Source organism: Brevibacillus sp. MCWH (assembly GCF_013096935.1).
Classification (GTDB): Bacteria; Bacillota; Bacilli; order Brevibacillales; family Brevibacillaceae; genus Brevibacillus; species Brevibacillus aydinogluensis.
Window position 1 is genome coordinate 208,761 of sequence record NZ_SDLF01000004.1, and the last position, 20,152, is coordinate 228,912.

The following is a 20,152-nucleotide window of genomic DNA, read 5'->3' on the forward strand; positions in this document are numbered from 1 at the left end:
ACCTAAATCCCTGCGAGACTATTGCTTCATTTTATGAGCCTCGCCAGGATTGCATGCAGACCGGCGCTCAACGCCTTTCGTTACGTGCCGGTCTCTTGGGCCAGAAACGGACCGATCCGTTCACGGAGCTCCGGCCAGGTGCCCGTCTGCACCTGAAACGGCGGCAGGGATTGCAAAAACGCCCGGCCGTAGCGTGACTCGATGATGCGTGCGTCAAACACGACCACGACGCCGCGATCCAAATGATGCCGGATCAGCCGGCCGACGCCCTGTTTGAACTGGATCACCGCCTGCGGCAGAGCCAGCGACATGAAGGCGTTTTTCCCGACTGCTTTCAACTGCTCCGCTCTCCCCTGATATACAGGATGGTTGGGCGGCGTAAAGGGAAGCCGCACGATGACCAGGCAGCTGAGCGCTTCGCCGGGGATGTCCACGCCTTCCCAAAAGCTGCTGGTCCCCAGCAGCACGCTATGTTCCAGCTGTTGGAACAGCCGGACCAGCTTGCTGCGGTTGCTGCTGTCAATGCCGTGGCCAAGCAGGGTGTATGGCTCGTCCGTCAACTGCTCCTTCATCATCTGGTATACCTGGCGGAGCATCGAGTGAGACGTAAACAGGATCAGTGTTCGACCACCGGCGGCGCGGATCACGTCCAGGCAGCCCTGCACGACTGCTTCCATGTAGTGTTCGTCGCTTTCTTTTCCCGGGGTGGGAAAATCAGAAGGGATGAACAGCAGTCCCTGTTCCTCATAGGCAAACGGGGAGGGCAGGGTCAGGGTGCGGACCTTCTCCTCCGGCAGCCGGTCCAGGCCAAACCGCTCGATCATGTAGGTAAAGCTGTTCTTCACCGTCAAGGTGGCCGAGGTGAGAATCAGACTGCGTTTTGCGGCAAACAGCGGATGGGCAAGCACATCGGCGACGTTTAGCGGTGCGGCGTGCAAATAGACGTGCTTGCGCGGAGTGCGGGCCTCCACTTCCATCCAGCAGACGTACGCCGTGTCCGGTTCCAGCAAAAAAAAGTGAAGCAGTTCGGCCGCTTCCTGAAGTTCGTCCACCAGGCCTGACACGTCCGTCCTGAGGCTGCGCAGCTCATACGGCGGTTTTTCGTCGGCGGGGATGCACGCAAGCAGGCGGTCGATCAAAGCGGTGTACGACGTGAGGGCATCGATCACCCGGCGCGCCGCTCTGCGAATCCGCTCGTGTCGGCCGGAAAACGACTCCTTGCGGTACCGCACGGTTTCATGCCCGGTATCGGTCGTCTCCTCTCCCCGATCCGCCGCCCATTTGTACAGCAGCTGAGTCAACTGCAACGCCTTTTCGCGCAGCGCGGGCAACAGCCCGTCCATCTCTTCCAGGATCTCCGCGACTCTGCCCCCCTCATCCGCCTGCCAATCCAGCAGTTCGGCGGTGAAGCGGCGCACAAGGCTGCCTTCTTCCGTTGCCGCCCGATCCAGGAGGAACATCATTCCTGCTGTGGACAACTGCTTGCCGAGATGAGCGGTAGCGATCTCTTCCAGATGGTGCGCCTCGTCGATTACTGCCGTCTCATACGGCGGCAGGATCCGGCTGTCTGCCTGCAAATCGCTGATTAAAAGCGCGTGGTTGACGATCAGGATGTCCGCGTCCCGCGCCCGCTCCCGGGCCTGGAAATAGTAGCAGCGGCTGAACCACGGGCAGTTTCTGTGCAGGCAGGAAGCGGCATCGCTGTTCACCTGCTGCCAGTACAACTGTCCGGTGGCGGGCAGGCTCAGCTCTTCCACATCGCCCGTTTCCGTCTGGGTCAGCCAGATGAGCATTTGCCCTTTAACCAGGCGCAGTTCCTGACTGTTTCCCTCCACGGGTTCCTCCAGGCTTTGTTCAAACTTGCGCAAGCAGAGATAATTGCCCCGCCCCTTCAGCGTGGCCGCCTCAAAGTCAAACGGCAGCGATTGTTTCAGTGCAGGGATGTCCTTATGAAACAACTGCTCCTGCAGGTGGATGGTGTGCGTGCTGATCACCACGGGTTCACGATTCTGTTTGGCCCACACGATGCTGGGCAGCAGGTAGGCGAGCGATTTGCCGGTCCCGGTCCCCGCTTCCACCAGCAGATGGGCACCATCGCTCATCGCGTCATGGATCGCGCGCATCATCGCTTCCTGCGCTTCCCGCCGCTGATAGCCAGGCAGGTTGCGCCCCAGCGCCGCCTGTTCATCCAGCATCTGCTCCAGCAACTCGGCAAACGGTTTTGTCGGCGCGTCGGACCGGGCAAGCGGCACCTTGGCACGTCCGTCCCGTTTGCGCAGGGCAAGCTGGCGGTACACGTCCCACAGCTTTGACTCGTCTGCCCTGGTGCCGGATTCATCCAAAAGCGGCACCTCCGCCAGCTTTTCCATCTCAATGTGGCGCAGCAGCACGTCGATGTCAGTGCGAAACGACGAAACGAGCATTTGCAGCCGCTGCACCGTCACCAACGGAAGTTGGCGCAGGATGTCCAACAGATGCAAAAACAGCCTGGCCGTCGCCAACGCGTCGCTGTCCGCCTGATGCGGACGGTCGTGTTCGATCTGCAGGTCATCGGCCAATTCCCCCAGGCGGTAGCTGTTTTGCATCGGCATCAAAAAGCGGGACAATTCCACCGTGTCCAGCACATATCCGTCAAACGTATAATAGCCCTGGCTCAGCAGGGCTTCTTGCAAAAATTGCAGGTCAAATGCGGCATTGTGAGCGACAAAAGCCCGCCCCTCCAGCATGCGCAGGAACCTGGGGAGCGCTTCCTCCAGCGAGGGGGCATCTGCCACCATGTCGTCTGTGATGCCGGTCAACTGCGTAATAAACGGCGGGATCGGCTGCCCGGGATTGATCAGGGTGGAGTAGCTCTCCGTTATCTGCCCGTCGTCGATGGCGACGGCGCCAATCTGGATGATGCTGTCCCCCTGCCGCGGGTGGCTTCCCGTTGTCTCAAAGTCTACGACGATAAAACGATTCAATCTCTTGTCACCTCGTACGTGCGCGGACAGTAGGGCGTCCGCTTCCCTAGCATTCGGCAGCGTCCGTACATATTCCTGCTCCGGTCACTGTCTCCGGCTGCAAAAGCTCGCTGGCGGCCGTCGGTCCCCCAAGTTTGGCGGCGCACAACTGCAGGTAAAGCGGAATTTCCTGAAAGTGGCCGCTGTGGGGAAGCACCCGTCGAAAATAGTGCTCCGCCAGCCGCCAATTCTCCTCTGCAACGGCAATCCGGCCGAGATGGTAATACCCGAGCGAACGAATATACGGATCACCGTCCTCGGTAAACGGCGCGGCCAATCGCTTGGCTGTCAGCGTGTCCCCCAGCCGCTCGTATGCGGTGATCAGTCCGGACTGGGCCAGCCGGTGATCCCGCTGCTTGCTTAGGATCGAGCGAAACGTCGCCAGCGCGTCGTCCACCCGGCCGTCAAACAGCAGCATCCAGCCGTAGCTGAAGGTAAAGTCGGGATTGTCCGGCGCTAGGCTGATCGCTTTTTTCATCAGGGTCAGCGCCCGCCGCGTGCCGGCGATCAACCAGGTGTTCCAGGCCAATCCGTGCCACGCCCACCCTTCGCGAGGAAATCGCTCTACCAAAAAGTGGTAGCACACCTGGGCGCGGTGATAGTTGCCCAACGATTCATAGAGGCTGGCCATCTCCCGCAGTGTCTCGCTGTCCAGCTTGCGCGTCGGCAGTTTCAGCAAGTCCGGAGGCAGCGGCTGCGCCGACTCGTCACGCGCCTGCAGGATGCGGGCCGCCCTCAACCAGAGCAATTGCGCTTCCCAGTCAGAATCCCCCTCGTGAAGCAGCGATTCGATCGTCTCCAGCGCCTCCTGCACATCGTCGTCCTGCAGGTAGCAGAGCGCCAGGTTAAACCGCGCCTCCCGCTGTTCCGGATGGTGTTCGAGCGCCGTCTTGAAGGCTTGTGCCGCCTCCAGCCACTGCCGTTCTTCCGCCAGCATGCAGCCGATCGCATTGTAGCTGATCGCCGCCACCACCGGCGATTGGGCTGAGCGGCTGAGCAGGCGGAATTCCCGGAGCGCTTCCTCTCTCGCCTCGGAAAACAACAGGCTGTAGGCGTAATACAGCCGACCGCTCTCCCAGTCCGGCGATTCCTTGAGCAGTTCGGCAAAGCACTGTCGGGCGTCCTGATAGAGGCGAAGCTGATAAAACCCTTCGCCTTTGCGGTACATGTGCTCAAAGGGACGACCGGCCACATCTGCCGGGAACGTTTCCAGGTTTACGGCGGCCGTGCTGCTGACATCGTCATGTTGTGTCCCCGACGATGCGTTGACGTCCGTAGTTTCCATCGCCGGCGCGGCTGCGCCCGGTTGACTTGCATCAGCAGACGGATACTCACCCTCCAATTGCGGGTATTCTCCCTCCAGCTGCTTGATATGGCGAATCGCAATGGACAGCTTTTCCTCAAACTGCAGCCACAGATCGACTACCCGATCACTCACCTGGCGCAGTTCAAACAACTCTTCGGCGAGCCGGAGCTTTTCATCCTGGGACGCCGTCGGCCACTTCCGTTCGATTGTCTCCGCTTTGGAACGCAGCGCAGAGAACCATTCTTCCAGCTTCATAAAAAAGCCACCCCCTTGTGGCGTGAGTAGTCTCATTGTCTCACAAGGCAGGTGGCTCTATGCAGGCCTACCGCTTCCGTCAATAGACGGTCGCGTGCACTTCCTCCGCCAGCAGTTGGGCAATTTTGTTGTTTTCGTCCATAATGGCCACGCGCGGCTTGTGGGTGCGAGCTTCTTCGTCCGACATCATCGCGTAGGAAATGATGATGACGATGTCGCCCGGCTGCACCAGGCGGGCGGCGGCTCCGTTCAGGCAGATTACCCCGCTGCCCGGCTCCCCTTCTATCACGTAGGTTTCCAGGCGCGCGCCGTTGTTGTTGTTGACGACTTGCACCTTTTCGTTCGGCAGGATGTCCAGCGCATCGAGGATTTCCTTGTCGATGGTGATGCTGCCGACGTAGTTCAGGTTGGCTTCCGTGACGGTGGCGCGGTGGATTTTTGCTTTCATCATCGTGCGAAACACGGCGGTCTCCTCCCTATTTTCTGTCGTGGTCGCTATACGGTTACGAGCATGTTGTCGATCAGGCGAGTGCGGCCGAACCGCACCGCCAGGGCGAATATCAGCTGCTGGCCGGGGCTGGCCGTGTCCACTGGCGTCAATCGCGGGTACGTCAGCACCTCGACGTAATCGATCTCGGCCAACGGCTCGGCCGTGATCATCTCCGCCATGCGCTGCTTGATCTCGTCAAGCGGAACGCCCTCTTTGAGCCACGCATCCGCCTGTTTGAGGCTGCGGTACAGGACGGTGGCCTGCTGCCGTTCCTCCGGGCTGAGATAGACGTTGCGCGAGCTCATCGCCAATCCGTCCGGTTCGCGCACGATCGGGCAGGGCACGATCTGCACCGGAACAGACAAATCCTCCACCATCTGGCTGATGACGGCTAGCTGCTGGGCGTCCTTTTGTCCAAAAAAGGCGGCATCCGGCTGGACGATCTGAAACAGCTTCAACACGACAGTCGCTACGCCGTCAAAGTGACCTGGACGGGATTGTCCGCACAGCGGCTCGGACACCTGCGCCACGGAGACGGTCGTCAACACCTGACGCGGGTACATTTCCTCCACGCTCGGGGTGAACAGGAGGTCAACTCCGGCAGACCGGGCCAGTTCACGGTCCCGTTCCAGATCGCGCGGATAGCGATCAAAATCCTCGTTGGGCCCAAATTGCAGCGGGTTGACAAAAATGCTCATCACGACAAAATCGCACGTCTCCCGCGCCTTCTTGACCAGGCTGAGGTGGCCGTCATGGAGATAGCCCATGGTGGGCACAAAGCCGATCCGTTTCCCCTGCCGGCGCGCTTCGCCGACCAAACGGCGCAGTTCGGCAATCGTGGGTACCTGCAGCATGCGTTCGATCATCACCGGTTCACTCCTTCTCCGTAGAGCTGTTTCACCGTTTCCTCCGCCGCGTGAAAGACGTGTTCGGGAGCCGGAAAACGGCGCTCCTTCACATCGGAGACGTATGCCGCCACTGCTTCGCGGATGATGGTCCCGGTATCGGCGTAACGCTTGGCGAACTTGGGCTTCCAATCTGACGACCCGTAGCCGACCAGATCGTGCAGGACCAGCACCTGGCCGTCACAGGAGGGACCGGCCCCGATGCCGATGACCGGAATCTCCAGCTTGTCCGCAATGACAGCAGCCACTTCCTGCGGCACACATTCCAGCACGAGCGCAAACACGCCCGCTTCCTCCAGCGCCAGCGCATCTTCCAGCAGACGGCGGGCCTGATGCAGCTCACGCCCCTGCACTTTGTAACCGCCCAATTGGTGAACGGCCTGCGGCGTCAGACCGATGTGCCCCATCACCGGAATACCGGCCTGCACACAGCGCGTGATGATTGGGGACAGCTCCCGGCCCCCCTCCATTTTTACCGCTTTGGCCAGCCCCTCCTGCAGGAGACGGCCCGCGTTTTTCACTGCTTCCTCCACCGTTCCGTGGTAGCTGAGAAACGGCATGTCGCTGACCACGAAGGCCCGCTTGACCGCCCTGGTCACAGCTTTGGTATGGTGCAGCATGTCGTCCATCGTGACCGGGATCGTCGAATCGTATCCCAGTACCACCATCCCGAGCGAATCTCCCACCAGGATCATGTCCGCTCCCGCTTCCTCCACCAGCTTGGCGGAAGGAAAATCGTACGCGGTGACCATGGTGATCGGTTGGCCGTCACGCTTTTTTTTACGCAAATCGGACGTGGTGACCGGCGCCAGGTTGTTTGTCATCTCTCCCACCTCTTTGTGCGCCCCACCCCGTGGACCCATCCGGAAATAAAAAACCCTCTCGCCGAAAAGGGAGAAGGGTGTCCATGCAAACATATGTCCATGGTCGCTGGATTCCTTCTGTCTCGGTCCACACAGGCTCTGAGCAGATTGTAGTCCATTACGATGTGTTGTTCATACATAAAAAATACTCCCGGTTTGGAGTGCCGTTCGCCGGACGATACGGCCTCCACCATAGGAGTATACCAGAAGACTTATTCGTTTGCACCATAATTGACGTCGGCGGAATACACTTTGTGCCGTGCACCCGCGGCGTCTTCGATAATCAGGACGCCTTCTTCGTCGAGACCAACTGCTCGTCCTTCCAGTTCGGAATGGATGGTTTTGACGGTCACCCACCGGCCGATCGTGTAGGAGCACGCTTCCCACTCCGTCTTGATCCGGTCAAAGCCGTGCCGCAAATAGTGGTCGTACTCCGCTTCAAAGATCCGGCAAAACTGCTGGATGAACCGCACCCGGTCGACAGTCGTCCCGCTCTCGATCGCAAGCGACGTGGCAATGTCCCTAAGCTCTTCGGGAAAATCGGCCGCGGCGGTGTTGGCGTTGATGCCGATGCCGATGACGAGGTAATTGACACGGTCCGCTTCCGCATTTAACTCCGTCAGCACGCCGCACACCTTTTTGCCCCCGATAAAAATGTCGTTGGGCCATTTGATCTTGACGTCCACGCCTGTCTCCTGCTGCATCGTCTTGGCCACAGCGACAGCTGTCAGCAGCGTCATCTGCGGTGTTTTCGGAATCGGGATCACGGGACGGACGATCATGCTCATCCAGATGCCCGTGCCCTTGGGCGAATGCCAGGCGCGTCCCAGGCGCCCTTTGCCGCCCGTCTGCTGCTCCGCGATCACCAGGGTCCCTTCCGGCATCCCTTTGGCTGCCGCTTCATGCGCCAACAGCTGGGTGGAGACTACCGTGTCGTAGGCCAACACGTGCTGGCCAATCCGCTTTGTGTCCAAGCCGGCGATGACCGCTTCGGCGGACAGGCGATCAGGGGCGGCCAGCAATCGGTAGCCCGCCTTGCGGACCGCTTCCACCTCGTAGCCTTCCTGACGCAGTTCCTCGATATGCTTCCACACGGCCGTCCGCGAGCAGCCGCAGGTCTGGCTCAGCTCCTCGCCGGAGATAAATCGGCCGGGATTGGCGTGAAACGCCTTTAGGATTTCCTGCTTAATGTTCATGACGCGCTACCTCTCTCCTTGCCTCTTCCACCAGTGCCTCCGGGGTGTTGGGCAGTCCGTGCAGCGCCGTTTGCTCCAACAGGTGCAAGAGCACGCGCTGAATCCATCCCCCCGGTTTTCGTTCCAGCGCCGCCTGCAGATCGCGACCGGTGACAGCCAGTTCGCGCAGCGACTTGACCGGCATCGACTCGTAGGCGGCAATCAGCGACCGGGAGGAGCGGCCGTCCTTCCGCTTCCACCAGCACGCCTGCAACAGGTTGTCCGTTTCCATGCAGACTTGCCACCCTGCCTGCAGCAGCAGTCGTCCCCACTCCACGTCGCGCGGCGCATCCCAATCCGGCCGCAGCGACGCCAGCAGCCCGACGAATTGGGCGATCGCTTCCACTTCCCGCTTGGACATCCGAAGCTGTCGACAGAGCGTGCGCGCCTCCTGCGGGTCAAACCGGGCGGCATACATCAGCAGGGCCCACTTTTGGTTGAGCGTACCCAGGTGCACCAGCCGCCACGCCTGCTCGTGCGACGTCCGGAACAGGCGATCCAGCAGCGGAGAAAAACCGGCCAAACCCGTCTGCACGATCAGGCCGATCCCCTTTTGCGGCGCCGCACTGTCGACGATCTTGTGCAGTTCGTCCCGAATTCGCTCTGCGGCGATATGCGACAAGAGCGGTGCCGTTTTCTCCATCGCCGCCAGGGTAGCCGGCTCGATGGAAAAGTCAAGCTGCGCGGCAAACCGCACCGCCCTCAACAGCCTGAGGGCATCCTCGCAAAAGCGCCGCTCCGCGACCCCCACCGCCCGGATCAGCCGATCCCGCAGGTCGTCCCGCCCGCGAAACGGATCGCGCAAACGGTCGAACCGATCCATCGCCATCGCGTTGATGGTAAAATCGCGCCGCTCCAGGTCGAGCTGCAGGTCGGAGACGAAGCAGACCTCTGTGGGCCGGCGGTAGTCCTCGTACGTGCTTTCCACCCGGTACGTGGTCACTTCAAACATCTGGCCGTCAAGCCTGACAGAGACGGTGCCGTGCTGCAGGCCGGTAGGAAAGTGATCGGGAAACAGCCGCATGACGTCGCCGGGATGGGCATTCGTACATATATCTATATCGTGTACGGTTCTGCCGAGCAGCCAATCGCGGACGCACCCGCCGACGAAATAGGCTTCATAGCCGTTGTCCTCCAGTGTGCGCAGGATACGAACCGCCAGTTCCTTGAGCAACTCCTTCACCCCGTTTTTTCGTCCGCCCAGCAAAGGAGGCGTTTGTGTGAAAATCGTATATGGCCTGTTCATCATGATTTCCAAGCTGTTTCAGATGGCGAAAAGCAGCCTGTACCGTCCGTGACCGTCATGACGATCCTGAGCCGATCAGCTGGCGGTACAGCGATTCGTACTGGGACGTGATCTTCTCGTGACAGAAGGTTTCACACGACCGCCGGATACTGTTGCGGGACAGGCGCTGGAAAAGATCCGGGTCGGTCAACAGGCGCACGGTCCGTTCCGCCATGCCAGCCACGTCCCCGACCGGCAGGAGAAAGCCGCACTCGCCGTCCAGCACCACTTCCGGCAATCCGCCCGCATTGGTCGTCACGACCGGCACGCCGCAGGCCATGGCTTCCAGCGCTACCAGCCCGAAGCTCTCCTTTTCCGACGGGAGCAACATGATGTCGGCCATGGAAATGACCTCGGCCACATCCTCCTGTTTGCCGAGGAAATAGGTGTCCCCTTCCAGACCCAGTTCGGCCACCATGTTGCGTACCGAGGCCAGGTCAGGCCCCTCGCCAATCAGCATCAGCTTGACCGGAAGCTGCTCCCGTACCAGCCGAAAAACTTCGATCACGTCCGGCACCCGCTTGACTGGGCGAAAATTGGAAATGTGCATCAGGATCTTTTCGCCGTTGGGTGCGAACACGCGCTTCCACTCTCCCACCTCTTTGGGATAGTAGCGCCGTTTATCCACAAAATTGTAGACCGGGACGATCTCCTTGTCGACTTGCAGCAGGTCGTACGTCTGCCGGATCAAATCCTTGGAGACGGCGGTGACCAGGTCGCTTTGCTCGATCCCGAAGCGAATCATGCCGCTCAGGCTGGAGTCGTATCCCAGTACGGTAATGTCTGTTCCGTGCAGGGTGGTTACGATCTTGAGCTGTTCGCCCACCATCTGTTTGGCCAGATAGGCGCACAGTGCATGGGGAACAGCGTAATGGACGTGCAGCAGGTCCAGCTTTTCGTTTTGGGCCACCTGCGCCATCCGGTTGGCCAGCGTCAAGTCGTACGGAGGGTATTTGAAAACGTCGTAATGATTTACTTCCACATCATGGTAAAAAATGTTGGGATGAAACGTTCCCAGGCGGAAAGGCATGCTGGATGTGATAAAGTGAACCTGATGGCCCCGCTCCGCCAGCAGTTTGCCCAATTCCGTGGCAACCACGCCCGATCCGCCCAACGAGGGGTAGCAGGTAATGCCAATCTTCATCGAGGTGTTCTCTCCTTCCTACAAGCTCGTCAGCACGTAAGGCGCAGCGCTGACAAACCCCTCCGCGTACTTGACGCCTGCCTGCTGCCCGAACAGACGTTCCCTGTATTCGACCAGTTCCAGATACCCGTTGTTGAGCGGCGTAGCGACGCTGCCTTCTTCTTTTTCAAACTGGCTGCGGTACGCACGCAGCACCTCCATTTTTTGCTCGTACACCGGCGTGACGTCCACGACCACATTCGGCGTCACCGTCGTGTTGATAAAATAGTACAGCAATTGGCTGGGGCGGTAGGCGGGCAGGGATTGTTTATACAGACGAATCCCGGCGGAAAAGACTGCTTCTCGGACGATCCGGCTGACGCTCTCGTGATCGGGGTGACGGTCCTGCCAGTAAGGCGCAAGCACCACGCTTGGCCGCGTTTGCCGGATCAGGTCGACGACCCGGCTGATCGCCTCGTCGCGCACCCGTTCCAGGCCGCGATCCGGCAAGCCAAAATTGTAGCGGACGGCAATTCCCAGCCGCTTGTCGGCCTCGGCCGCCTCCGCCTGCCGGCGCTCGACGGTGCCGTTGGACGAAAGCTCGGCGTAGGTCAGGTCGAGGATGCCGACGCGTTTGCCCTGCTTCACTGCCAGCAACAGACTGCCGGCCGCCCCGATCTCCACGTCATCGGGATGCGCTCCGATGGCGAGGATGTCAAGCTCGCTCATGCCTGCTCCTCCTCGCGCACGACCTCGCGCCAGCGCAATTCGCCCCGTTCCAGCGCCTTCAGCAGCACTTCTGCCGTGCCCATGTTGGTGGCAAACGGAATCTTGTGCACGTCGCACAGGCGAAGCAGTGCGATAATGTCCGGTTCATGCGGCTGAGCCGTCAACGGGTCACGCAAGAATATGATCAGATCCATCTCGTTGCGGGCAATCATCGCTCCGATTTGCTGATCTCCTCCCAGGGGGCCGGAGAGAAACCGCGTGACCTGCAGGGATGTTGCTTCCATGATCCGAAGTCCGGTCGTCCCTGTGGCGTACAATTCATGCTCGCGCAGGATGGACTCGTAAGCCATTGCCAATTGAACGATTTCTTCTTTTTTTCTGTCGTGTGCGATCAAAGCAATTCTCACGCAAACCTCTCCCTCGCTGAAAGTAGCGTTATCCTGCCTAATCCTAATCAATCAGGTGCTCCAGTCCATAGATCAGTTCGCTCAGGTTCACAACGGCCTTAATCGCCATGTTTACACCCGGCATGAACGACTCGCGGTTGATCGAGTCGTGACGGATCGAAAGTGTCTGGCCAGTTGCCCCGAACAGCACTTCCTGGTGAGCCACCAAGCCCGGCAACCGCACGCTGTGAATCCGGAACCCGTGGTATTCCGCGCCGCGCGCCCCCAGGATGCTCTCCGCTTCTTCCGGGTGACCCTGTTTGATTTCCTCACGAACAGCTGCGATCATCTCCGCCGTTTTCAGCGCCGTACCGCTGGGTGCGTCCAGCTTCCGGTCGTGGTGCAGCTCGATGATCTCCACGTGCGGCATGTATTTCGCTGCCATGGCGGCAAATTTCATCAGCAAAATGGCCCCGATCGCGAAGTTGGGCGCGATGATGCCGCCAAGCCCCGCCTCCCGGTATCTCGCCGTCAACTCCTGAAGCTGCGCCGGTGTCAGTCCGGTCGTCCCCACCACTGGCCGAATGCCGTGGGTAAGGCACAGTTCGAGGTGGCGGTAGACGCTGTGCGGCGTCGTAAAGTCAACGAGCACGTCGGGGCGCATTTCGTCCAGCTGCCGCTGAATCGCCTCATCATCCCCCCGCGTGTCCAGTGCTCCTGCGTACACCAACTCCTCATCCTGCTCCAGCATCTTGACCACTTCCTGGCCCATGCGGCCATGGGCCCCTGCTACTGCTACACGAATCAGTTTGTCCATTTCTAGTTCGTCTCCTCTACTCTGGTCCAGCGATCCTTATCGCGCGTGTTAAATTTGTGCATAATACGATCAAATGCCTCTTGCAAATCAATACCGAGCGAATTGGCGAAACACAGCACGATAAAAAAGACGTCGCCCAGTTCTTCCTCCACGGTTTTCTCCGCTTCGTCTTTTTTCTTTGGTTTTTCGCCGTAGTAGTGGTTGATCTCCCGCGCCAGTTCTCCCACCTCTTCCGTCATCCGGGCCATCATCGCCAGCGGGGAGAAATATCCTTCCTTAAATTGTGATATGTACTGGTCGACTTCCTGTTGGATTTCCTGCAAGGTCTTCCGCTGATTCATCAGGTCACTCCTCTGCCAGAGAATATTCGGTGACTTTATCGTACCTGAAAAGCCTGCGTTTGCCAAATCTCAATACGCTGGCTGGAAGGTTATGGACAAGCAAATCAACATTCCATTATAATGGCTGTCGAACCTACCAACAAGCCTTCAACCAACTATTCGCACGAAGCAGCCAGTCGGGCAGTCACACGCCTCGGCCGCATCCAACCATGCGAATGTCTGCCGCCGCAAGGTATCCCCCAGAGGACCCTCCCGCTTCCTCGGACAGAAGCCTTCGGACGCAGGATCACCGACAAGAAGGGAGAACGCTTATGAATCTGCGCCTCAAAAGCATCATCGCCATCATCGTCGGATCCGCCATCATGGGATTCGGCATCAACGCCTTCAACATTCCAAACAATCTGGCTGAGGGCGGCATTACCGGCATCAGTATTCTGATCAAGCTGTTGATCCCAAGTGTCGACCAGGGGATCGTCTTTTTCGTCCTGAACGTGCCGCTGTTCGTGATCGGGTGGAAAGTGCTGGGACGCACTGCTTTTGCCTATACGATTCTTGGCACAGTTGCCCTCTCCGTCTTTCTCTCTGTATTTGAGGGCGTGCTGCCCCTGCCAATGGACGATCGGCTGCTCGCCTCGCTGTACGCCGGCGTGGCAGTCGGGGTAGGCCTCGGTATCATTTTCCGCTACGGCGGCACCACGGGTGGTATCGACATCATCGCCCGCGTACTGCAAAAATACATGGGCATCAGCATGGGCCGTACGCTGTTTTTTGGCGACATGCTGGTGATTGCCGCGTCGCTGATCTATTTGAATCTCGAAAGCGCCATGTACACCCTGGTCGCCGTCTTCATCGCCGCCCGCGTCATCGACTTTTTTCAGGACGGCGCATACGCCGGAAAGGCGCTCACCATCATCTCCAATCACGCCGATGCAATCGCCAAACAGATCCTGGAGCTGGGGCGCGGTGTTACGCTGCTGGCAGGCAAAGGAGCGTTTTCCGGCGAGCAGAAACAGGTCGTGTACGTCGTGGTCAGCCGTAACGAAGTGATGCGTTACAAAAGCATCGTGCAGGAGATCGATCCCCATGCCTTCGTGATTGTCAATGACGTGCACGAGGTGCTCGGCGAAGGATTTACCCTGGATGAAAACAAGCAGCCCATTCATGAGTAATCGGACCAAAGCCCATACCCTGCAGCTGCCACGGGGACATGCATTTCGCCTGCTTCGCCGTATCCCCGAATCACCGTGAGTCGTTTGGCTGCAGGGTGTGCAGGCACTAGGGAAGCGAAGCCCTATGCTCCGAACATTTTTCTGGCCCGCCATATCCGCGCTACTACGCCCTGTGCATAAAGCAGATGCACAGGGGCCTTCGACATGTCGATTCCGTATTGGTCCCCCATCGTATTTTCCCGGATCACCGCCTCGGCTGCCTGCAGACGCCAAGGTTCATGGCAAATATCCCCGCCGTAAATCCGCTGCGTGCGGGGGCACAAACAGCAAAAACGATATCGCTCGGTCAGCCAATGCTCAATGCTGCCTGGTCTGGCCGTGAACGGTTCGGACGCAGGACGGTAGATCGCGCTGAACCGCTGCTCCCCCCCTTTCCGCTCACTTTGGAAATGGATCTCCGCTGCTGTCCGTTTGATTGACATCTTCGCGTGGAAGTACGGTAGGTGATAGGTCAATTTTGCCGCTCCGACGGCCAACTGATTGGACGCGTCCAATGACAAAAAGAATACCGCCGGTTTTCCACCTAAGATCACGTATGTGCGCACATTGATTTCCGGAAAGGGAACTGTTACGGGAACTGGAAGAAACCTGAGCCGAATCTCGCTCATTTCAAACGGAATCAGGCCAATCCACGCCATGCCGTCAAATGTATCTACTTCCAACGGAGGAGGAACAAACGGCTGAATCCTTTCAACCGGAACAGGCCAATGGGCAAACAGCAAATCTGCCCAGGTTTGCGAGATGATCCATGTGCCTTTCATGTCGCCCCCCTCCTCTCGCTGCTCGTGTCAAAACGTCTCGAACAGACTCAGCACACTTGGACGCTCCCGGTTTGCCTCTAACTCCTCAGCATTATCCTTTCCCATCGACAACGCCATATCGTCTGGTTCCGCCTCTTCTGACGATGAGCCGGGTACGATCTCATATGGGTGAGTGACCAACCGCACCTTCGTAACCGTGCTCGTCCATTCGTCAAGCGCTACCAGATCGTCTGCGTTCACGTCCCTCAAGGAGGTCTTACCCAGCGCACGAATGGCGACTTTCATCTCTTCCACAAACGAAACCAAAAAATTCTCCAAGGAATGCGCGGCCTTCTCTATGTCAAACGCCTTCTTTTGGCTGCCCGTGTAATAGGCAAGCTGCGTGGGCGGCTCCCACGGAATGGCTTTGGTCACCTGCTCATGGGTCATGGCCCACAACAAGGCTGTCCCCATGAACACGGCATCCGCTCCCAAGGCGAGTGCTTTCAAACATTGGCCGGGCGTAGAAATTCCCCCACCGATCAGGAGGCTGATCCTGTCTTTGACTCCCCGCTTTTTCAGGTAGTGAACTGCGCGAGACAAGGCGAAAATCGTCGGCAGGCCAAAGTCGTCTTCCAAAATCGGCGGCCCCCCTTTTGTGCCGGCCTGTCCGCCGTCCAGACTGATAAAATCCACTCCGGCCTGAATGGCTACTTCCAGGTCGGCTTCCAACTTTCCGCTGGCACACATCTTGACACCAATGGGGACGCCTTGCGTTACAGAGCGCAGTCTGTCGACCAAAAGCTTCAGATCCTGCGGTTTGACAATTTCCGCGTGACGGGAAGGGATGATGAGGCCCTCACCGTCCGGAACCTGCAGAAGTTCACGGGCCCGTCCATCTATATACTTGGACGGGATTCTGCTCGCGGCACCTGCTGTTGCCCCCTGACCAATATGAATCTCGATCGCATCTGCCTGCTGAAGAGTCTCCGGCTCTTTGGCCCAGTGCCCGGAATTGTACTGCAAGATGTAATGGGCGGCATGTGCTCGCTCTTCGGGCAGCAGAGGTCCTTCACCAGAGTTCGTCGCGGTTCCGACCGCTGCCGTTCCTTTGGCGATCGCAATTTTTACGTTTTCGGACACCCCGATGCCGTAACCCATTGCGCCGGCCATCACGGGGATTTTCAGGATGAGCGGACGTTGGGCAAGCGGGCCAATGGTCGTCATCATATCGACGGGCGCATCTTCCGGTGCGGGCAGTGTGGCAAGCTGAGCAGGAGAAAAAATCAGACCGTCAAAATCCAGAAACTTGCGCGGACTGCCAAACGGTCGCTCAATTACGCCGCCGCTGGATGCGCGAAGACTGTTTTCCACGACGATTCGGGGGCTGGTTCTGGTAAGCGCCGACACCATCTCCCAAATGTTTTCCGGGTAACGGTCAGCCATCAGCCGTTTCGTGAAGCGCCCGACTCCCCATTTGATCAAAGGGCGGGCAAACAGGAAGGCGATCAGCCCCGCACAGAGAATGGCCAGAAATGCCCCGGCGAACGCTCCGGCGAGATAGGAAAGCCACGTGTTGGTCATGACAACCTCCTAGCCCTTTTTTCATCCCTCATTATTTCGATCTTGCACGCAGCCTATGCGTCTGTCGCATAAAAGCACCGGTTGGAAACAAACGCAGCCACTCATTTGCTGGTATACACGTTTCCCCGTCTTATCCAGTTCCCCAATGCAGCCACATCCGTCATCAACGACTGCCGTACGTACCCGATATCCAAAATAGCAAAGAGCATCTACGCACATGGTAGATGCTCTTTTCACACCATCAGGTAGGGTTCATCTGCCCCCGGTATTTTTTCCAGGCCACATATGCCAGTGTCAGCACCACGGCTGCAACAATCGCCACAAACATCGGAAACGGCGAGGCCGGCCGCATCAACTGGGCGATGGTGCTCTGATCCTTTCCAATGAACGCTGCCTGCATCGTGACGTTCAAATCGCGCAGGGCGTTCCGAACCATCTGCCACTCGATCCGGTCGCGGCGCAGCTCTTTGGAGATGAGATCGTACGCAGCGTCGATCTGCCTGATCTGCTCTTCCCTTAAATGGATGCTCATCGCCGGTTTGATCGCCAGATACAAGCGGGTGTTTTCGTCGAATTGTTGGCGAAACTGGTCATAATTCCGCTCCACTGCCGACTCCATCAGATTTTGCATCTGGGTCGCATAGGATACGTAGTAGCTTCGCCACATTGGCTGATGATCATGGGTAAGCGCGTCGATGGCGATCCGCACGCGGGTCGCGTGCCACAGCAGTTGATCGCTCGTGCTGGACTTGGCAAAGCTGTTTTTCGCCGCCAAAATTGATTGCGTCACAGCGTTCAAACTGTCTATCCGCAGGGAGACGGGCAGGCGTTGCTGGGGAAAGCGCTCCGCCAGCTGCCGGATCTTCTCCTGTGCCGCCTCCAGCTCCCCTCTTTTCGTATGGGTTAACAACTCTTGCGCTATGTGATCCAACGCGGCCAACTGTTGTTCTTCGGCCGGACGGTCAAGCTTGTTGAGCAATGTATGGATGGGCCAGGACAGGAACAGCCCGATGATCAGGAAGAACAGCAGAAACCGGATGTTTTTTCTCAATGCAAAAACCCTCCTTCCCCTAGTAAAGACTATGGAAAGGAGGACAAGATTAGACCTTGATTCTGTTGAACCGCGTGAAGGTAAACCAGATCACTGCGATGGAAATCAGGCTGAGCAGAACCGTGCAAAGGCCGACGAATCCCTCGTACGGATCCAGCACGGCAGGCAGCCACGGATGGATGTCCATGACGTAATCGAGGAAATCGTTATTCAACGTCCACAGTGCAGCGATTCCCACCGGCAGCCAGCTCAGCTTGAAAAAGCGGGCATACAGCACCGATTCGACGGCCATGCCTGCGTGGGAGATCAACAACATGATATCTGTCCCGCTCACCTCGTCACCCAACAGCCATCCGGCCACGATGATGCCTACTGCCCAGACGCCGTATTTAAAATTGGTGATGCCGGCCAGAGATTCCAGCACCGGTATGTGCCGTCCCATCAGGTAGGTAAACAGCACGATGGTAAATAGTCCGCTCCCCGTGGGACTGTCCGGTACAAACGGGCGCAAATACCCCGGGGTAGCTGCCAGTTGATCGCTGTACCAGACAAAGCCGTAAATGGTTCCCAGCAAGTTGACGACGAACAGGGTCCAGAGAAACCACCTTTTCCCCAAAGACTGCCGGAACCACATCCATAACCAGTTCATGAACATCGTCTCCCACTATGTAGGCCGTTAAAGAAAAAGCTGACCGAACGTCAGTCAGCTTTTCTTGCATGGGCTTATTTCAACGTAGCCATGTACTCAGCCAATTTCTGGATTGCTTCTTCATCCTGAATCAGGCCGCCCGGCATTGCCGGCGGTATCCCGTTCTTGATGATTTCGGCAATCTGGTTTGCGTCATACTTGCTTCCGACCTTCTGCAGATTGGGCCCCATGCCGCCTTCCATGTTCTTGCCATGGCAGCCCATGCAGCCCGTTTGAGCAGTCCACAGTGCATCGGCCTTGAAGCTCGGATCAGCCGGAGCCGGAGCAGCTGCGTTGGAGCCGCCTCCGCTGCCGCTGCCGCCGTGATTGGACCCGTGGTTCAGGGTGTGCTCATGGTCTGCTGCCCACGTCAGGTAGAAAATCGACACCAGCGCCGTCATCATCAGACCGGTTGCCACCGGACGGCGGGACGGACGGCGTTCCTTGCTGGTATCCAGCCACGGAGCCAGCAGCAGCGCACCAAAGGCAATACCCGGAATGATGACCGTACCCAGGACTACCCAGTCACCTGCCGCCCACGGATACTTGAGCATTTGATACAGAAACAGGAAGTACCAGTCCGGCAGCGGAATGAACGACGTGTCGTTCGGGTTGGCCTTGTCGGTCAGCGGCGACGGGTGAGAGACAGTCAACACCAGAAACCCGACCAGACAGACGGCTGCCACCATCCACTCTTTCAGCAGGAAGTTCGGCCAGAACGGCTCCGTTTTTCCCGGAAAGTCGGAGTACGACGGGGCAATGTTTGGAATGCGCTTCGCCGGTATCCGGGAGTCTCCGACGAAGGTAGCATCTTTTTCGTGTTTCGCCATGCTATTTCCTCCTTATAATCGAAGACTCATCATAGTGGACCCGAGATACCTTGCGCGCGAATCATGATAAAGTGTGCTCCCAACAGACCCAAGAGGGCACCCGGCAGGAAGAACACGTGAATCGCGAAGAAGCGGGACAGGGTTTGTGCCCCTACGATTTCGCCGCCGGTCAGCAGGGTTTTGACGTACGGACCGATTAACGGCACGGAGTTCGCGATCTCCAGACCTACCTTGGTCGCGAAGTACGCTGTGTTGTCCCAAGGCAGCAGGTAACCGGTGAAACCAAGGCCGAGCATGACGAAGAAAATCAACACGCCCACTACCCAGTTCAATTCACGCGGTTTTTTGTACGCACCGGTAAAGAACACACGCAGCGTGTGCAGAAACATCATGACAATGACCAGGCTGGCCCCCCAGTGGTGCATGCCGCGCACGATTACCCCGAATGCCACTTCGTTCTGCAGGTATTTGACCGATTCATACGCATTGATAATGTCCGGTACATAGTACATGGTCAGGAACATACCAGACAGGATTTGAATGACTGTAATAAAGAACGTAAGGCCACCAAAGCAATACACAAACGCGGAAAAATGGTGTGCCGGGTTTACGTGCTCTGGGACTTCGTGGTCGGCCAAATCGCGCCACATCGGGGTGATGTTCAGGCGCTCATCAACCCAGTCATACATTTTTTGCAACATCTTAGCCACTCACCCCCGGACGAGGATTTGGTTTCAGTTTGCCCAAATAGAGCTTGCCGTCCTTCACTTCCGTCTCGTATACATCGAGGGATGCTGTCGGCGGAGTTCCCAAAATGTGCGCACCTTCCTTGTCATAACGACCCAGGTGGCACGGACAGAAATACTGGTTGGGATGATTCGGGTCCGAGTTCCAGCTCACTGTACAGCCCAAGTGCTTACAGATCGGGGACAGTGCGAGAATCTCGCCCTTCTCATTCTTGGTCACCCACGCAGCCAACGTCGACTCGGACTCATACCACCCGTCCTTGGTATGTACCTTGAAATCCACACGCTTCGGCTCTGGACCGAACTCGTCCACGCTGCCGACAGCCACTTTATCTGTACCCGCACTGCTTTGCAGCAAGGGGTCGACTGCAAAACGAAGCATTGGTGTGATTATTCCTGCAGCGAGGAATCCGCCTGTTCCCATGAGTGCGTAGTTGAGGAACGTACGTCTGGAAATTTCCCGTTTGTCGCCCATGTCTTTTTCCCTCCTTACTCTGTAGAATAGCGCAACTTTGGCGATTTCCATACATATACACTAGGTCAATCC

20 protein-coding genes are annotated in these 20,152 nt (G+C 58.0%); 1 reads left to right on the forward strand and 19 read right to left on the reverse strand.

All coding sequences use genetic code 11. The features are described 5' to 3' along the window. Positions 1-80 precede the first annotated feature (80 nt). From dinG to ETC00_RS05510, 12 genes are all read right to left on the reverse strand, one after another. Positions 81-2,963 carry an ATP-dependent DNA helicase DinG gene (dinG, locus tag ETC00_RS05455; RefSeq protein ID WP_171564942.1) on the reverse strand — a complete coding sequence of 961 codons (2,883 nt, stop codon included), beginning with the start codon at positions 2,961-2,963 and terminating at the stop codon, positions 81-83. A 46-nt stretch (positions 2,964-3,009) separates the two neighbouring features. Then, positions 3,010-4,563, reverse strand: coding sequence for a tetratricopeptide repeat protein (locus ETC00_RS05460; RefSeq protein WP_171564943.1), 1,554 nt, complete (start codon positions 4,561-4,563; stop codon positions 3,010-3,012). A 79-nt stretch (positions 4,564-4,642) separates the two neighbouring features. Beyond that, positions 4,643-5,026 (reverse strand): aspartate 1-decarboxylase, encoded by a 384-nt coding sequence (panD, locus tag ETC00_RS05465; protein ID WP_171564944.1) that lies wholly within the window; start codon positions 5,024-5,026, stop codon positions 4,643-4,645. Positions 5,027-5,058: 32 nt separating this feature from the next. Continuing rightward, positions 5,059-5,919 carry a pantoate--beta-alanine ligase gene (gene panC / locus ETC00_RS05470; RefSeq protein ID WP_249178866.1) on the reverse strand — a complete coding sequence of 287 codons (861 nt, stop codon included), beginning with the start codon at positions 5,917-5,919 and terminating at the stop codon, positions 5,059-5,061. Beyond that, positions 5,919-6,782, reverse strand: a complete 864-nt coding sequence (gene panB / locus ETC00_RS05475) for a 3-methyl-2-oxobutanoate hydroxymethyltransferase (protein WP_171564945.1) — start codon at positions 6,780-6,782, stop codon at positions 5,919-5,921. The genes panC and panB overlap by 1 nt, the downstream gene beginning before the upstream one ends. Positions 6,783-7,033: 251 nt before the next feature. Further along, entirely contained in the window at positions 7,034-8,017 is a 984-nt protein-coding gene (locus ETC00_RS05480; protein ID WP_171564946.1) for a biotin--[acetyl-CoA-carboxylase] ligase, read from the reverse strand. Further along, positions 8,007-9,230: a CCA tRNA nucleotidyltransferase gene (locus ETC00_RS05485; protein ID WP_171565023.1), complete on the reverse strand. Its 1,224-nt coding sequence runs from the start codon at positions 9,228-9,230 to the stop codon at positions 8,007-8,009. The genes ETC00_RS05480 and ETC00_RS05485 overlap by 11 nt, the downstream gene beginning before the upstream one ends. A 127-nt stretch (positions 9,231-9,357) precedes the next feature. Further along, entirely contained in the window at positions 9,358-10,485 is a 1,128-nt protein-coding gene (gene bshA / locus ETC00_RS05490; protein ID WP_171564947.1) for an N-acetyl-alpha-D-glucosaminyl L-malate synthase BshA, read from the reverse strand. 18 nt (positions 10,486-10,503) lie between these two features. Beyond that, complete coding sequence (gene bshB1 / locus ETC00_RS05495; RefSeq protein ID WP_171564948.1) at positions 10,504-11,193, reverse strand: bacillithiol biosynthesis deacetylase BshB1; 690 nt, start codon at positions 11,191-11,193, stop codon at positions 10,504-10,506. Next, positions 11,190-11,600, reverse strand: a complete 411-nt coding sequence (locus ETC00_RS05500; RefSeq protein ID WP_171564949.1) for a methylglyoxal synthase — start codon at positions 11,598-11,600, stop codon at positions 11,190-11,192. Before ETC00_RS05500 ends, bshB1 begins: the two co-directional genes overlap by 4 nt. 43 nt (positions 11,601-11,643) lie before the next feature. Then, positions 11,644-12,396, reverse strand: a complete 753-nt coding sequence (dapB, locus tag ETC00_RS05505) for a 4-hydroxy-tetrahydrodipicolinate reductase (RefSeq protein WP_171564950.1) — start codon at positions 12,394-12,396, stop codon at positions 11,644-11,646. A 2-nt stretch (positions 12,397-12,398) separates the two neighbouring features. Next, positions 12,399-12,737 carry a nucleotide pyrophosphohydrolase gene (locus ETC00_RS05510; RefSeq protein ID WP_171564951.1) on the reverse strand — a complete coding sequence of 113 codons (339 nt, stop codon included), beginning with the start codon at positions 12,735-12,737 and terminating at the stop codon, positions 12,399-12,401. A gap of 311 nt (positions 12,738-13,048) precedes the next feature. Between ETC00_RS05510 and ETC00_RS05515 the strand changes: the two genes are divergently transcribed. After that, positions 13,049-13,906, forward strand: a complete 858-nt coding sequence (locus ETC00_RS05515) for a YitT family protein (protein ID WP_171564952.1) — start codon at positions 13,049-13,051, stop codon at positions 13,904-13,906. A gap of 122 nt (positions 13,907-14,028) precedes the next feature. Here the strand turns inward: ETC00_RS05515 and ETC00_RS05520 are convergent, their stop codons facing one another. From ETC00_RS05520 to ETC00_RS05550, 7 genes are all read right to left on the reverse strand, one after another. After that, a complete protein-coding gene (locus ETC00_RS05520; protein WP_171564953.1) occupies positions 14,029-14,727 on the reverse strand; it encodes a YqjF family protein in 699 nt (232 codons plus the stop codon). A 27-nt stretch (positions 14,728-14,754) separates the two neighbouring features. Then, positions 14,755-16,290, reverse strand: coding sequence for an FMN-binding glutamate synthase family protein (locus tag ETC00_RS05525; protein WP_171564954.1), 1,536 nt, complete (start codon positions 16,288-16,290; stop codon positions 14,755-14,757). A 241-nt stretch (positions 16,291-16,531) separates the two neighbouring features. After that, entirely contained in the window at positions 16,532-17,341 is an 810-nt protein-coding gene (locus tag ETC00_RS05530) for a sporulation protein YpjB (RefSeq protein WP_171564955.1), read from the reverse strand. Positions 17,342-17,390: 49 nt separating this feature from the next. Continuing rightward, a complete protein-coding gene (locus tag ETC00_RS05535; RefSeq protein ID WP_171564956.1) occupies positions 17,391-17,990 on the reverse strand; it encodes a DUF1405 domain-containing protein in 600 nt (199 codons plus the stop codon). A 74-nt stretch (positions 17,991-18,064) separates the two neighbouring features. Then, the gene (locus tag ETC00_RS05540) at positions 18,065-18,859 is read right to left on the reverse strand and encodes a menaquinol-cytochrome c reductase cytochrome b/c subunit (protein ID WP_171564957.1); all 795 of its coding nucleotides are present in this window, start codon (positions 18,857-18,859) and stop codon (positions 18,065-18,067) included. A 29-nt stretch (positions 18,860-18,888) separates the two neighbouring features. Then, positions 18,889-19,560, reverse strand: coding sequence for a menaquinol-cytochrome c reductase cytochrome b subunit (gene qcrB, locus ETC00_RS05545; protein ID WP_171564958.1), 672 nt, complete (start codon positions 19,558-19,560; stop codon positions 18,889-18,891). A 1-nt stretch (position 19,561) separates the two neighbouring features. Beyond that, positions 19,562-20,080 (reverse strand): Rieske (2Fe-2S) protein, encoded by a 519-nt coding sequence (locus tag ETC00_RS05550; RefSeq protein WP_171564959.1) that lies wholly within the window; start codon positions 20,078-20,080, stop codon positions 19,562-19,564. Positions 20,081-20,152 lie beyond the last annotated feature (72 nt).